This is a genomic window from Fibrobacterota bacterium (assembly GCA_019509785.1).
Classification (GTDB): domain Bacteria; phylum Fibrobacterota; class Fibrobacteria; order UBA11236; family UBA11236; genus Chersky-265.
Genome location: JAEKLQ010000045.1, coordinates 40,304 through 52,975, shown reverse-complemented (window position 1 = coordinate 52,975; position 12,672 = coordinate 40,304). Strand labels below are relative to the sequence as shown.

Sequence of the window (12,672 nt, the reverse complement as noted above, 5' to 3'; positions counted from 1 at the left end):
AGTTGCCGGCATGACTTGAAACCGAGAATGCGCAGGATGACCGGCGCGCGCGATTTGAGTACCGTTCAAAAATGCATTCTCTGCAATGGCCGGTACTGTTCGCCGCGGGGGCCCTGGCGGGCGGGCTCAACGCTTTGGCGGGCGGCGGCGGCTTCATCACCTTGCCCGCCCTGATTTGGGCCGGGGATGCGCCGGTGATCGCCAATATCGGCGGGACCATCGCCGTGTGGCCGGGCCTGATCGCGACCTTGTTCGCGTATCGCCGCAACCTGCAAGGCCGCAAGCATCCCCTCGCCGTCTATCTCGCCCTCGCCGTTTGCGGAAGCGCCATGGGCGCCGTCCTCCTGCTCTTCACCACCAACGCCTTCTTCATGGCGCTGCTGCCCTGGCTATTGCTCTTCGCCACGACCTTGTTCATCACCGGCCCGAAAATCACCTCCCGTCTCGTGGCCATCCGCGGGGCGGAGGCTCCCTTCCCGCGCTGGCTGGTCTACCTGCTGCTTTTCTGCATCGCCGTTTATGGAGGCTTTTTCGGCGGCGGCATGGGCATCATGACCCTGGCCGTGCTCACCCTGATCGGGATGAACGACATCCATGAAATGAACGCGCTCAAATCGCTACAAGTCATGGTCATCAACGGCATCGGGGTTGTCGTCTTCATCATATCCGGCAAGGTGCATTGGGCTCCCGCCCTGGTCATGACCTCGGGCTGCATCGTCGGGGGCTATGCGGCCGGGCATTGGGTCCAGAAAGTGGAGCAGGGGAAGGTCCGCATCGCCATCACCTGTCTGGCTTCGGCCATGACGCTTTACTTTTTCTTCAAGGCCTACGGCTGAGGCGAATCGAAGGGGAAAGTGGCTGGAGTGGTAGGGATCGAACCTACGACCGATCGGTTAACAGCCGATTGCTCTACCGCTGAGCTACACTCCAATAACGGCAGGCAAAAGTAATCAAAAGCCAATTCGGCGTCTACGCGCTTCCGTACGGGATTCTCCGTCGCCGAGCCAGGCCTCTTTTTAGATTTCCCCGGCATGCCCCTCGCCCAAATCATCACCCTGATTCTCTTGCCCATCCTTTTGGCGGGAGGGCACGGCTGGTTCACCAATTGGCTGGCCGTAAAGCTTCTCCTCAAGCCGGTTCGCCCCATCCATATCCTCGGGATCCGTATCCAGGGCTTGCTGCCCCGGCGCCAGGCCGATTTGGCGGAGCGTATCTCGGAGGCCATCGCCCGGGAGTTCCTCAAGGAGGAAGATATCATGCAGTTCCTGAAGCGGGTGGATCCCGCCCAGGCGATGCGGCAACTGATATTGGATAAATGGGAAGAGAAGGTGGGGGAGATCCTGTCGGGAATCCCCCTCGTCGGCATGTTCGTTACGCCGGATAAGCTCGGGAAGATCCGGGATAAGGTGGCGGATATGTTCTCTTCCGAGGCGGAAAAATACACCGAGCTTTTGGTGAAGACCTTGGAGACCAAGATCGATTTGCGGGATACCATCCGGCGCAATATCCTGGCTTTCGACGTGCAGCGCCTGAACGACATCATCGAGCAGATCGGTTACAAGGAACTGAACGAGATCGCCATCATCGGCCTGGTCCTGGGCGTATTCATCGGAGTCATCCAGGCGGCGGTGAACTTCCTCTATTTTCGCATCGGGCATTGACCGTTCGCCACCTGGCGCCGCCTTCCCCCAAGGTCTATCTTCAGAATATGCGGGCCAGCCGCGGCGGGATTCCGGAAACCTGGAGGATTGGCGGCGGAACCGGCCCGGTGGTAGAGTGGAAAGGGGGCCCTCATGCGCATCCTGATCGCCGATAAGCTGGACGTTCGCGCTGTGGGCGCCTTGAAGGATTTGGGTTTCTCGATAGACGAGTCCAAGGGCTTGCCCGCCGGGACTCTTCCCGCCGCCGCCGCCACTGCCGAAATCCTGGTGGTCCGTTCGAGCCTGGTTCCTGGGGCGCTCCTGCCCGCTTTCCCGTCCTTAAGGCTTATCATCCGGGCCGGGGCCGGCACGGATACCATCGACGTCGCCGCCGCCGCCGCCCGCGGCATCCAGGTCAGCAACACCCCGGGCCGCAATGCCGATGCCGTCGCCGAAATCGCCTTGGGCCTGCTCCTGGCGGCCGATCGCCATATCGCCGATGCGACGCGGGATCTACGCGCCGGCAACTGGACCAAGGCCGCCTTGGGGCAGGGAAAAGGCCTGATGGGCCGGACGCTGGGCCTGGTAGGATTGGGTTCGGTCGGGCATGCCATGGCGCGAGATGCCAAGGGCCTGGGAATGAAGGTTAAGGCCTGGTCAGATCACCTAACCCCCGCGCTTGCCTCAGAGGCCGGGGTGGAATTCACCCCATCCCTGCTCGAATTGGCCAAATCCGTGGACGCCGTCAGTGTACACGTCGCCTCCACCGCTGCGACACGCGGCCTGCTGGGACGCGAGTTCTTCGCCGCCCTGAAGCCCGGAGCCCTATTCGTCAATACCGCCCGGGGCGAAGTGGTGGATCGCGAGGCCCTGATCGAAGCCATCCGCGGTAAAGGCTTGCGGGTCGGATTGGACGTTTTCGCCGGGGAGCCGAAAACCGGGGAAGCCCCCTTTGCGGACGCGGAATTGGCTTCCTTATGCGTCGGCACCCCCCATTTAGGGGCCTCCACCGACCAGGCCGCCGAGGCGGTGGCCGAAGAAGTGGTTCGCATCGCCCGGGTCTTCCGGGAAACCGGGCGGGCCCCGAACGCCGTGACGGCTTATGCTTGACGGTTTCGCGCGGCGCCCGGTACCATAAATCCGGATGGGTTTCCGAAAATGCCGCCACCTCCCCGCTGCCTTCGTAGCGGGCGTCTTGGCTTTGATAGTCCCGATCGGCGCCGCCGATCCCGTGGGTGAAACGATTCGTCTGGTCCTGGACGAGCGAACTTTCGATCCGCGCGAACCGGCGATGGGCGATTTCCTGGATTGCCCCGATGCCAGGGGCCCCTGCCAGGCCGTCGCCCTGCCGCGCGTGATGGCGGATGAAAAAGTGATCTTGCCCCGCAACAAGCCCTTGGAATCGCTCCGCTTCCTTTCCTTGAAAGGCATTCGCGCCCAAGGCGGCGATCCTATGCTCTCCATCGCCCTGTTCGCCACGCCGAAGGGCGACTCCGTTTTCGCCGACCTGAACGATGACGAGGATTTGGGCAATGACGGTCCGGGAAAGTTCTGGCCCAAAGGCGACTCTTGCGTGACCTTGGCGCATTCCGGGGCGGGCATGCCTCCGCTGGCGCTCTGCCGCGCCGGCAAGAACGCGAAAGCCTGGCGGGAGAAATGCGAAGGCTTGAAGCGGAACCTGGCCTGGGCCATGTGCGATGAAGAGCCGATTCGCATCCGCGTCATGGACATCAATGCTGGCTGGCTGCAATCGGGAGGCAAGCATTGGTGGTTGGGAGCCTGCGATGCAGATGGGGACGGCCGCATCCGCCTGGACGGGGGAGACCGCGTGGTGGTGGACTGGGACGGGGAAGGTGCCTTGGTGAAATCGCTGGATGCGGGCGGAGTCGCCGCGGCTCCGGGCGCTCCCATCCGGTTTTCCCTGGATTCGATCTCCTACCAGGTCGTCGCGGCCGATGATAAAGGCGGATGGCTGGACTTGAAGCGGCTGGCCGCTTTCGATCCCGCCGCCGCGGCCCCCAAAGCCTTCGAAGGGCGTCCGGCCCCCGACCTCCGCTTCGTGAACATGGACGGCGATACGGTGCGGCTTTCCGACTTGCGCGGGAAGAAGGTGCTTTTGCATTTCTGGTCCACCCTCTGCAAGCCCTGCTACGACAACCTGGAAGGGGTGCGGGGGTTCTGGAAGTCCTTCGGGGGCAAGAACTGGCAGGTGATAAGCATTACCACCGAATCCGATTTGCCTTCGGTGCAGCAAGCGGTGCTCAAGCACCATATGGATTGGATGGTAGGGATGGCCGGCCCCGAGGCCCGGCGGTTTTACGCGAACCATCCCTTGCCCATGCTCGTGAAGATCAACGAAAAAGGCGTGGTGGAGAACAAGAATCTGGAACTGGGCCCGCATGCCCGCTAGCGCAGACCGGGCCGAAGGGCCCGCCGGCGCGCACGGAATGTGCGTGGAAATACGCAGGTTACCCGTACCCTGCAGGTTTCCCCAGGCCATAGACTAACGGAATGAAGGGTTGGGATATGATGAAGAGCGGAAAGAACATAGCGAGACTGGCGACGGCAGGCGCTTCCCTGGCCAACGGATTCTGGGCTTCCCTGGCCCAAGGTCCCGGACATGCTTCCCCGGTGCCGGTATTGACGGCGGTGGCCGCCGTGTGGGCGGGCTATTTCAGCTTGGCCTGGCTGGTACAGGGAATGCGCTCCTAGCATCCGCCGCAGCGGCGGATACCCGGTTCAGCGGGTCACGGGCGCCGCGAATCCGGGCATAGTAGCGCGCCGTCCCCCCGGCGCCTTCCTGCCTACGGCATCCCGTAAGCGATCCCGATCGAAAAAACGGGTCGGCTGTCTCCCCACCCGGATCGCGGAAGGGGTCCCCGCCGTAGCATCCAAGCTTGGCCACCCGGCCTTGGTCCAATACAACGGCCGTATCCATAAGGTGGAAGCGCCCGCGTTCTTGGCGTCGTAGGCGTGGTTCGCCATGAAGGCGGTATCCCGATCGATGAACACGGCGCAGTGCCCCGGCCCCTTCCAACGAGCATCCCCGGCGTCGATTAAGTCGCCTCCACCCGATGCCATGGCTACGCCGCGGCTATCCTTGTATGGCCCATCGATTTTCGCGCTCCGGCCCGCGCGGATGTTGTAGGTGCTGGCCGCGCCCTGGCAGCATTTGTCCCAGGAAACGAACAGGTACCAATAAGGCTCCCGGAAAAAGAGGAACGGGGCTTCGATGCCGCCGCTATGGGTGGCCAGGCCGATGCGTTTGGCATCCGCTGACGGCTTGCCGGTGGCGGGATCGATCCGAAGCAGTTGAATTCCCGACCAGAAGGAGCCGAAGACCAGCCAGGCCGCGCCGTCGCTATCGAGGGCGGCGTTCGGATCGATGGCGTTGAAATCGTCCGCGGCTTGCGAGCGGACGACCATCCCCTGATCGGCCCAATCGCCCCGGCCGGAGGCGTCCAGGGTGGGGGTGGTCGCCAGGCCGATGGCGGAAACGTTGGAGCCGAAAGTGGATACCGCGTAGTAGAGCCAATATTTCCCGTCCCGGAAGGAGATATCGGGGGCCCATAAGGAAGCATCTGCTTGCGGGACGTAGGTCTTATGCCAGGCGGGATTGGCGGTGAACACCGAGCCGGCGTTCCGCCAGGTCAATCGATCGGGAGAGGTCTTAAGTGAGATGCCGTTTCCGGTGGAAACGATCACGTAAGCGGAAGAAGCTTTGATTATCGCGGGATCATGCACCCCTAGGTCGCCGCGCAGCGGATTCACGGCTTCCTGCGACATTGGCGACGTCGCAGCCCCATGGATGAGGGCGATGAGAAAAAAGGCCGCTGGCGCCCGGATTACTTTCGTGTACGGGCCCTCACTTGACGAAGGATGCGATTACGGCTCCGGCGTCCATGATGGCGCCGCTTTCCTCGTCGGAGAATTCGTAAGGGATGGGTTTGCCTACTCCCACCGTGCCGTAGACCTTCCCGTCCAGCATCATGGGCGCCGAAATGGATCCTTCCATCTTGGTGTCCTTGGCCCCGGGCTTGGCCACTCCCGAGGTATCGGTCTGCAAATTGCAGACTTGCACGGCTTGCTTACGTTCGGCCGCGATGCCGGCCATGCCCTTGCCGATCGGGATCATCTTCACCTTGTCGAGGATGGAATCCGGGATGCCCCGGCGGGCGCGCATCTTGAGCATGCCGGTGGAGGCATCGATGGTGTGGATGGTGCCGACCTGGCATTGGAAGGCCTCAAGCAACTTGGAGAGGACTTGATCCATGGTTGGATCGGAATTCCCGCCCTTCTGCAGGATGGCGCGTACTTCGGCCAGCAAGGCGTCCTTGGATATGGTATTCGGCATGTTACGGTCCCTCCGGATGACCGGACGCCGGCGTTCCCGCCGCGCATCCGCCCCATAAATATAACCTTGCCCGTCCGCGCCGCCATCCGGGGCAAGGCGCCCTAAGATGGAAAAAAACGTCTTGAACCGGTAAAGTCCTTGGTTGGCCGGGAGCCTCACGAACCTTCTCCCGCGCCCGGAAGAGGCTATTTTAGCGGACAGTCCTGGCGGGAGCCGTTCGGTTTTCGAAACCTGGGGCGGGTTATGTCGGCACGAGAAGGAGTCCTGATGGCGGCGAATGCGAAGCTCGAGGCGTGGGTCCACGAAACGGCCGCGTTGTGCCAACCGGCGCGCATCGAATGGTGCGACGGCTCGCAAGCCGAGTACGATCGGCTTTGCGATCTTTTGGTCAAGAGCGGAACCTTCATCCCCCTCAACCCTCTGAAGCGTCCCAATAGTTTTTATTGCCGCTCCCATCACGAAGACGTGGCGCGCTCCGAAGAGCGCACCTTCATTTGCTCCCAGCGCCGCGAAGACGCCGGGCCCACCAACAATTGGAAAGCCCCTTTGGAGATGCGGGCCAAGCTGACCGGCCTGTTCCGCGGCTGCATGCGCGGTCGCACCCTTTACGTGGTGCCTTTCAGCATGGGCCCCTTGGGATCGGACATCGCCCGCATCGGGGTGCAACTCACGGACTCGGCCTACGTGGCGGTTAGCATGCGCATCATGACCCGCATGGGCGCTGGCGCCTTGCGGGTGCTGGGCGATGGCGACTTCGTGAAATGCCTGCACTCGGTGGGGGCGCCCCTGGCCTCCGGCCAGGCCGACGTCGCTTGGCCCTGCAATCCTCCGGAACGGCACATCGTCCATTTCCCCGAAGAGCGCGCCATCTGGTCTTTCGGCAGCGGATACGGGGGCAACGCCCTGCTGGGCAAGAAATGCTTCGCCTTACGCATCGCTTCGGTGATGGGAAGGGACGAGGGCTGGTTGGCCGAGCATATGCTGATACTGGGAGTGACCTCGCCGAGCGGGGAAAAGACCTATGTGGCGGCGGCCTTCCCCAGCCAATGCGGCAAAACCAATTTCGCCATGATGGTGCCACCGGCCACCATGCCCGGCTGGAAAACCAATACGGTCGGGGACGACATCGCCTGGATCAAACCCGGGCCCGACGGGCGCTTGCGCGCCATCAATCCGGAGGCGGGCTTCTTCGGGGTGGCGCCGGGAACCAGCTGGGAGTCCAACCCTACCGCCATGCACAGCATCGCCAAGGACACCATCTTCACCAACGTCGCTTTGACCGGGGACGGGGACGTCTGGTGGGAAGGATTGGGCCCGCCGCCGAAGGCAGGCGTGATGGATTGGCGCGGGAACCCTTGGACGCCGGAAAGCCAGGCTCCCGCGGCGCATCCGAACTCCCGCTTTACCGCGCCCGCTTCCAATTGCCCCACCATCGATCCGGCTTGGGAGGATCCCGCCGGGGTCCCGCTTTCGGCCATCATCTTCGGCGGAAGGCGGGCCACCAACGTCCCCCTCATCTGCCAGGCCTTCAATTGGATCCATGGCGTATTCATGGGAGCCACCATCGGATCGGAAACCACCGCGGCGGCGGAAGGGAAGACGGGCCTGGTGCGCCGGGACCCGATGGCGATGCTTCCCTTCTGCGGTTACAACATGGGCGATTACTTCGCCCATTGGATCAAGATGCGGAAGCTGATCAAGCGCCCGCCCTTGATTTTCCAGGTCAATTGGTTCCGGCGGAACGCGGAAGGGAAATTCATGTGGCCCGGTTTCGGCGAGAACATGCGTGTGCTGGCGTGGATCGTAGGCCGATGCCAGGGCCGCCGCGGGGCGATCGAAACGCCCCTGGGCTGGATGCCCTTGGCGGAAGAGATCGAAATCAAGGGATTGCGCGGTTTTACCCCACAGAACTTCGAGGAAATCCAAGCCATCGATATCGACGCCTGGAAGCGCGAGGTGATCTCGCAAGATGAGCTATTCATCTCGCTCTACGATCACCTGCCGAAGGAACTGATATTCCAGAGGGAGTTGTTGATTTCGCGGCTTTAAAACCGGCCCATCCCAAGGGATGCGCAGGGTAATCAGGATTACGCAGGGGTTCCGCGTAGCCAGGCCTGGCCGTTCCAGATCTTGCCGGCTTTCCGCAGCATCAGGACCGCGAGGGTCACTTCTTCCCAGCTTTTGAACTTATCGAAGTAGCCGTTCGGGGCCCCGGCATGCGATCCCAAGGCCGAGCTGAAGGCTTCCAGGGAAGAACGGAAATCCCCGAACATATCCATTAATTGCCGCAACTGCGGCAGCCAGACCCGGGCATTGTCTTGGGGAACGCCATGGGAATGCTCGTCGATGGGAGAAACCATACCCGCCGGGGTGAAGGCGGATTCGAAAATGACGAAGTCCCCGGCCTCGAAGAGCTTGGTCCCCAGGCGAACCGCCTGGACCTCGCCGGCCTCGGTCGCCATCTTGATGTATTCCCCGGTGAACGGATGTTTCATGGGCTTCCCTCACCCGGATTTTACCATCGGGAAGATGGGGAAGCCAGGGAAGCGGAGAATTACGCCAGGGGGGATTCGACCCAGCCGGGGGTCGGCGGGGGGGTGGGGCATAGGCCGTTAGCCAGGGCCTGGATCAAAATGGAAGCTTTTTCCAACTCCTCGGCCAAGTCCTTCTTGTTCTCGGAGGAGCGGTACTGCAAATACAGGCGCTCCTTGTCGCTGGCCTCGGCCAGCACGTTCGCGAGACGCTCGGACTCGGGCTCCCCCAGCTCTTCGCCCACGCACTCGGCGAGCCGGGTCGAATACAGGACCAACTCCCGGCTGGGATCGTTGGGCAATTGATCCCTTCCCAAATCGGAAGCCAAAGCCTGCAGGCTGGCGGCGATGCGGGAGAATAGGGTCGCGGCCTCGACCTTGCGCCTGGGATTGGCCAGGGCGAAGCGCCGCTCGTATTGGATCAGGCGCCGGGCCACGAAGGAAAGGTTTTCGATGGGTCCGGCCATGCCCCGTCAGTCCTTCTGCTTTCCCGATTGGGACGGGGCGGGTTCCACGCGCGTGTAGGGGATGCACCGCGAAGGGGTTCCCTGGATTTCCGGCGAGGGAGGCGGCGCCGGGGAACCGGAGTCGGAATGGGACGAATCGTCCGGGGCCGCTTTCTTGGCATCGTCTTTGTCCTGCTTGCCGGCGGCTTTTTTCTTGGCGGCATCCGCTTTAGCGGAAACCTGCCCCTTCGGGGCGTCGAACCAATAGAAGCAGCCGTTCTTGTCGTATATGGTTTTGCCGGGCAGAGGGGTGATGATTTTCTGGTAATCGCTTTCCGCGATGCGCACCTGGAAGTCCCGCACATCGATGGGATCATGGATGATCAGATCAACGGATCCGGCCGTGCAGCCTACGCATTGGATCCCCTTGATGTTGCCCAACAGGGGATCTTCCTCCGCCCGGGCGGCGATAGCCGCGGAAAGCATAGCCGCCGCCAGGAAGACGCGCTTCCGGAACGATGGGGGTTTGCGGTTTTCTGCGGGGCGCATGGGTAACTCCTCGGTGACGGGTCCGGCCAAGGCCGGCATGCCGGCTGCCGCCGGCAAGTACAATTTAACCTCTTTTGCCCTCCGGAAGGCGTGAGGCGCCGGCGTTTTTTCCTTGGTGGCGCGCCGGCCAAGGTGTATTTTCGGCCGTGAAGTCATAGTTCCCGAAGGAATCCACGGGGAGGCTCCCATGCAAGGCAAAATGCCCCATGTACTGGTGGTCGATGATGAGCCGGCATTGCGTCGCTTGATGGCCGACGTGCTGCGGATGAACGGTTACGCCGTGCTGACGGCGGCGCACGCGCTGGAGGCCTTGGAGCTGAGCGCCGGGGAAGCCGGTCCGCCGGATTTGCTTGTAACCGACGTGATGATGCCGCCCCATTGCGACGGCCTCGAGTTGGCGCGCTTGATGCGCCGGGGCAATCCCGGGCTCAAGGTCCTTTACGTGTCGGCATACGCGGGCGATCCGCTGGTGGCGCTGGCTTGCGGCGATCCCCTAGGCGAATTCCTACCCAAGCCCCTTAGTCCCTTGGTTCTGTCGCAACGGGTGGAAGCCATCTTGCGGGGAACCCCGTTCGCCGGCCGGCGCGATGCCTGCCGCACGCGCGGAACCGTCCTATTACGGGTAGCCGATCCCTATCGGCGTCATTGGATTAGGGAATCCCTGCGCGAGAGCGGCTACTGGGTCCTGGATACGGCCCATGGGTCCGAGGCCCTCTTCATCGGCCGCTGGCATGAAGGGCCCATCCATCTGATTTTGGCCGACCCGCCCGGTTCCGCGGAAAGGACCTTTTGGGCTTCCACCTTATCCGGCTACCGTCCCGGTCTCGACCTGCTGTTCGTAGAGGAGGATCGGGACGGCATCCGCTTGCGGCCCGCGCGGGAGCCCGAGTCAATCCCGGTCTTATGGGAAGATGTGAAAGGGATCTTGGCGCGAACCGCCGTCTGATCGCTTCGGCCGCTATTCGGAATACTTTTTCCACCGGACGTGGACGTTGCGCCAGAAATGGATGGCATCCGTCAACCCGTCCTTCTCCAGCAGCTTAAGCATGTCCTCCAAGGCATGGGTCACGGCCATGGTCTTATCGTAGAGATCCCGGTTGGCGATAAGGCGGCCGGGGCCATGGGTTGTGTCCTGGCTGGCGATGGCTATCTCTTCGAGGCCATGGAGCACGATGGTGGATTGCGCGGTCAGTCGCGCCAGCCGATCCAAAGTCCGCTCGGCGCGCGCGACCAGGGTGTCGCTTTGGGAAGATAAACCGCGCCCCAGGCGATCCATGCCGGCCGCCGCCGTTTCCAGCCCATCCAATTGCGATCCGGCCGCGCTTTGCAGGGAATCCATGTCCCGGGTCAGGGCCGCGAACCGCTCCAGCACCGGATACACCCGGAGGGCGAGGTATTGCTGCACGGAGAGGGACGTGTCCGAGCCTCGGTCCAGGCGCATGCTCAGGCGCTTGTATTCGGAAACCGTACGCAGCAATTCATCCACGCGATGGATGGATTCGGATACGCCGGCGCTGAAGTCCCCTTGCTGCAGCTTTTCCGCGTCCATGGGCTCGCGCGAGGAGCCGGGCACCAGGATCACCATGCGCGCGCCGAAAAGGCTGTAGTTGTAATTGACGAAGCGCGAATCGGCGGGGAGAGGCGTACCATGGAAGAATTCCAATGTCGCGATGGCCTCGCCGTTTTCCGCCCGGATGGAGGCCACCCGCCCGACGGCCACGCCGCGCAGCTTCACGGGATCGTCTTCCATCAGGGTGCCGATGGCGGGGAAACGGACCCGCACGCGATGATGGGGGAAGAGCACGCCTTCGCGGAGGCCCATGACCAGGGCCAGGGCCGCCAGCAGAATCGCGAGGGCCGAGGCGTAGCCGACGATGCGGGCGTATTTCTCCATGCTATGGTTCCGGAGAGCGGCCAGCCGCTCCCTGAGGAATGTAGGAATGATACGAATTCGCGGGACCCGGATTGTACATTTGTCCCCATGCCGGTACGGCCGTCCATCGCATTGGCCAAAGGGCTCGCGCTCGCGGGCATCCTCGGCTGCCTTCCGTGTGGCCTTACGGGGTGCGATGGGCGTAAGCCATTACGCGAAACCCCTCTGACCGAATCGCAACGGAAGGTTTCCCTGGCGGACTTCCGGCCGCCGGAGCCGTTGGAGCAGATCGCGGAATGGTATCCGGGGGATTGGCGCCTGCACCTGTTCCTCGGGCTCACGGATACCTCCCGGCAAGTCCGCATCGCCGAACTGATCCGCGCAGATAGCTTGCGCCCCGGCGAACCTATGATCGCCTTCCGGCTTTGTCTCGCCTATCTCGAAGCCGCCGATGTTACGACCTCCGACGACAGCGCGGTCGAAGCCGCCGGCACGGCGGCCGGCGACAGCGCTGGCGATCTCCAACGCGCGCGCCCCTGGCTCGACAAGGCCCTGGCCCGCGACCCCGGCAACGGGGCGCTGCGGGTGATCGAAGCGTATCTCTTGCTCCGGGAAGGACGCGTGCCGCAAGCCCGCGCCATCTTTCAAGACCCGCGGCGGCTCCCCCGCGGCGATTTCTACTACCCCCGCTTGGAAGAGGCGCTGTTGGGCTTGTTCAGCGATTGCCGCCAATGGAACCCTTATACCCTGACCGAAGCCGTCGCGCTTTATCGGCGGGTGCCCTTCCCGCCCTTCGAAAAGCTGATCGATATCCTGTATTCAGTATTCCTATCCACCCAAGGCGAGCATCCGTACGATATCCGCCTACGCGGAAGGGACGCCGCCCTCGGCCTATTCCGCTTGGGACGCAATCTGCGCGTGGATTCCTACACCGGCCCCAAGGTATTGTCGGGAGGATACGAACAGCGGTCCCTGGGATACATGTTCCAGCTCAAGGCCGCCGAGTTCCTGACATTGTACTATCGGACCTTCGAGGATAGCGCGGGGGCGAACGCGGCTTTCGCGGGCCTGACGGACGCGCAGAAGGAGTACGACGCCTTCCTGGCATCCCGTCCCTGGGAAGACTCTGCCACCACCCGGTATCTGGACTCATGGTCCGCCTTGATCCGGGATCGACCCGGATTGAAATTGCCCCAGGCCCTGGACAGCGCCCGGCAATGGACATTGTGGAAACGCGCCATGGCGGCGCGGGTACCTCGAAGGGATTCTCCCTGAGCGT

General features: G+C 62.9%; 14 protein-coding genes and 1 tRNA gene. 8 read left to right on the top strand and 7 right to left on the bottom strand.

The window, feature by feature from the left end:
* Nucleotides 1-71 precede the first annotated feature (71 nt).
* Nucleotides 72-836 carry a sulfite exporter TauE/SafE family protein gene (locus JF616_13570; protein ID MBW8888778.1) on the top strand — a complete coding sequence of 255 codons (765 nt, stop codon included), beginning with the start codon at nucleotides 72-74 and terminating at the stop codon, nucleotides 834-836.
* Nucleotides 837-855: 19 nt separating this feature from the next.
* Here JF616_13570 and JF616_13565 read toward each other — a convergent pair.
* Nucleotides 856-930: transfer RNA gene (locus JF616_13565), tRNA-Asn, on the bottom strand.
* 101 nt (nucleotides 931-1,031) lie between these two features.
* Between JF616_13565 and JF616_13560 the strand changes: the two genes are divergently transcribed.
* The 4 genes from JF616_13560 (at nucleotide 1,032) to JF616_13545 (ending at nucleotide 4,352) form a co-directional block, all read left to right on the top strand.
* Complete coding sequence (locus JF616_13560; GenBank protein ID MBW8888777.1) at nucleotides 1,032-1,661, top strand: DUF445 family protein; 630 nt, start codon at nucleotides 1,032-1,034, stop codon at nucleotides 1,659-1,661.
* Between the two features lie 132 nt (nucleotides 1,662-1,793).
* Nucleotides 1,794-2,750: a hypothetical protein gene (locus JF616_13555; protein MBW8888776.1), complete on the top strand. Its 957-nt coding sequence runs from the start codon at nucleotides 1,794-1,796 to the stop codon at nucleotides 2,748-2,750.
* Nucleotides 2,751-2,835: 85 nt separating this feature from the next.
* A complete protein-coding gene (locus tag JF616_13550) occupies nucleotides 2,836-4,050 on the top strand; it encodes a TlpA family protein disulfide reductase (GenBank protein ID MBW8888775.1) in 1,215 nt (404 codons plus the stop codon).
* A 116-nt stretch (nucleotides 4,051-4,166) separates the two neighbouring features.
* Nucleotides 4,167-4,352 (top strand): hypothetical protein, encoded by a 186-nt coding sequence (locus JF616_13545; protein MBW8888774.1) that lies wholly within the window; start codon nucleotides 4,167-4,169, stop codon nucleotides 4,350-4,352.
* 27 nt (nucleotides 4,353-4,379) lie between these two features.
* Here JF616_13545 and JF616_13540 read toward each other — a convergent pair whose 3' ends face one another.
* On the bottom strand, nucleotides 4,380-5,426 hold the full coding sequence (locus JF616_13540) for an arabinan endo-1,5-alpha-L-arabinosidase (GenBank protein MBW8888773.1): 1,047 nt from the start codon (nucleotides 5,424-5,426) through the stop codon (nucleotides 4,380-4,382).
* Between the two features lie 79 nt (nucleotides 5,427-5,505).
* Nucleotides 5,506-5,913, bottom strand: a complete 408-nt coding sequence (locus JF616_13535) for a GAF domain-containing protein (GenBank protein MBW8888772.1) — start codon at nucleotides 5,911-5,913, stop codon at nucleotides 5,506-5,508.
* A 348-nt stretch (nucleotides 5,914-6,261) separates the two neighbouring features.
* Between JF616_13535 and JF616_13530 the strand changes: the two genes are divergently transcribed.
* Nucleotides 6,262-8,043, top strand: coding sequence for a phosphoenolpyruvate carboxykinase (GTP) (locus JF616_13530; protein ID MBW8888771.1), 1,782 nt, complete (start codon nucleotides 6,262-6,264; stop codon nucleotides 8,041-8,043).
* Between the two features lie 38 nt (nucleotides 8,044-8,081).
* On the opposite strand, the gene JF616_13525 is transcribed toward JF616_13530, so the two are convergent.
* Genes JF616_13525 through JF616_13515 form a run of 3 tightly spaced genes read right to left on the bottom strand, consistent with a single transcriptional unit; the run spans nucleotide 8,082 to nucleotide 9,520 of the window.
* A complete protein-coding gene (locus JF616_13525) occupies nucleotides 8,082-8,489 on the bottom strand; it encodes a hypothetical protein (protein MBW8888770.1) in 408 nt (135 codons plus the stop codon).
* 59 nt (nucleotides 8,490-8,548) lie between these two features.
* A complete protein-coding gene (locus JF616_13520; protein ID MBW8888769.1) occupies nucleotides 8,549-8,992 on the bottom strand; it encodes a hypothetical protein in 444 nt (147 codons plus the stop codon).
* A gap of 6 nt (nucleotides 8,993-8,998) precedes the next feature.
* On the bottom strand, nucleotides 8,999-9,520 hold the full coding sequence (locus JF616_13515; GenBank protein ID MBW8888768.1) for a hypothetical protein: 522 nt from the start codon (nucleotides 9,518-9,520) through the stop codon (nucleotides 8,999-9,001).
* 187 nt (nucleotides 9,521-9,707) lie between these two features.
* Between JF616_13515 and JF616_13510 the strand changes: the two genes are divergently transcribed.
* Nucleotides 9,708-10,466 (top strand): response regulator, encoded by a 759-nt coding sequence (locus JF616_13510; protein MBW8888767.1) that lies wholly within the window; start codon nucleotides 9,708-9,710, stop codon nucleotides 10,464-10,466.
* A gap of 12 nt (nucleotides 10,467-10,478) precedes the next feature.
* On the opposite strand, the gene JF616_13505 is transcribed toward JF616_13510, so the two are convergent.
* On the bottom strand, nucleotides 10,479-11,414 hold the full coding sequence (locus JF616_13505; protein ID MBW8888766.1) for an MCE family protein: 936 nt from the start codon (nucleotides 11,412-11,414) through the stop codon (nucleotides 10,479-10,481).
* An 87-nt stretch (nucleotides 11,415-11,501) separates the two neighbouring features.
* On the opposite strand from JF616_13505, the gene JF616_13500 reads away from it, so the two are divergent.
* Nucleotides 11,502-12,668 (top strand): tetratricopeptide repeat protein, encoded by a 1,167-nt coding sequence (locus JF616_13500; protein ID MBW8888765.1) that lies wholly within the window; start codon nucleotides 11,502-11,504, stop codon nucleotides 12,666-12,668.
* Nucleotides 12,669-12,672 lie beyond the last annotated feature (4 nt).

What these genes read in the sequence shown, in the direction of transcription:
- JF616_13545 (MBW8888774.1), top strand. Translation starts at nt 4,167, where the DNA reads ATGATGAAGAGCGGAAAGAACATAGCGAGACTGGCGACGGCAGGCGCT.
- JF616_13570 (MBW8888778.1), top strand. Translation starts at nt 72, where the DNA reads ATGCATTCTCTGCAATGGCCGGTACTGTTCGCCGCGGGGGCCCTGGCG.
- JF616_13530 (MBW8888771.1), top strand. Translation starts at nt 6,262, where the DNA reads ATGGCGGCGAATGCGAAGCTCGAGGCGTGGGTCCACGAAACGGCCGCG.
- JF616_13535 (MBW8888772.1), bottom strand. Translation starts at nt 5,913, where the DNA reads ATGGATCAAGTCCTCTCCAAGTTGCTTGAGGCCTTCCAATGCCAGGTC.
- JF616_13510 (MBW8888767.1), top strand. Translation starts at nt 9,708, where the DNA reads ATGCAAGGCAAAATGCCCCATGTACTGGTGGTCGATGATGAGCCGGCA.
- JF616_13515 (MBW8888768.1), bottom strand. Translation starts at nt 9,520, where the DNA reads ATGCGCCCCGCAGAAAACCGCAAACCCCCATCGTTCCGGAAGCGCGTC.
- JF616_13505 (MBW8888766.1), bottom strand. Translation starts at nt 11,414, where the DNA reads ATGGAGAAATACGCCCGCATCGTCGGCTACGCCTCGGCCCTCGCGATT.
- JF616_13500 (MBW8888765.1), top strand. Translation starts at nt 11,502, where the DNA reads ATGCCGGTACGGCCGTCCATCGCATTGGCCAAAGGGCTCGCGCTCGCG.
- JF616_13560 (MBW8888777.1), top strand. Translation starts at nt 1,032, where the DNA reads ATGCCCCTCGCCCAAATCATCACCCTGATTCTCTTGCCCATCCTTTTG.
- JF616_13540 (MBW8888773.1), bottom strand. Translation starts at nt 5,426, where the DNA reads ATGTCGCAGGAAGCCGTGAATCCGCTGCGCGGCGACCTAGGGGTGCAT.
- JF616_13555 (MBW8888776.1), top strand. Translation starts at nt 1,794, where the DNA reads ATGCGCATCCTGATCGCCGATAAGCTGGACGTTCGCGCTGTGGGCGCC.
- JF616_13525 (MBW8888770.1), bottom strand. Translation starts at nt 8,489, where the DNA reads ATGAAACATCCGTTCACCGGGGAATACATCAAGATGGCGACCGAGGCC.
- JF616_13520 (MBW8888769.1), bottom strand. Translation starts at nt 8,992, where the DNA reads ATGGCCGGACCCATCGAAAACCTTTCCTTCGTGGCCCGGCGCCTGATC.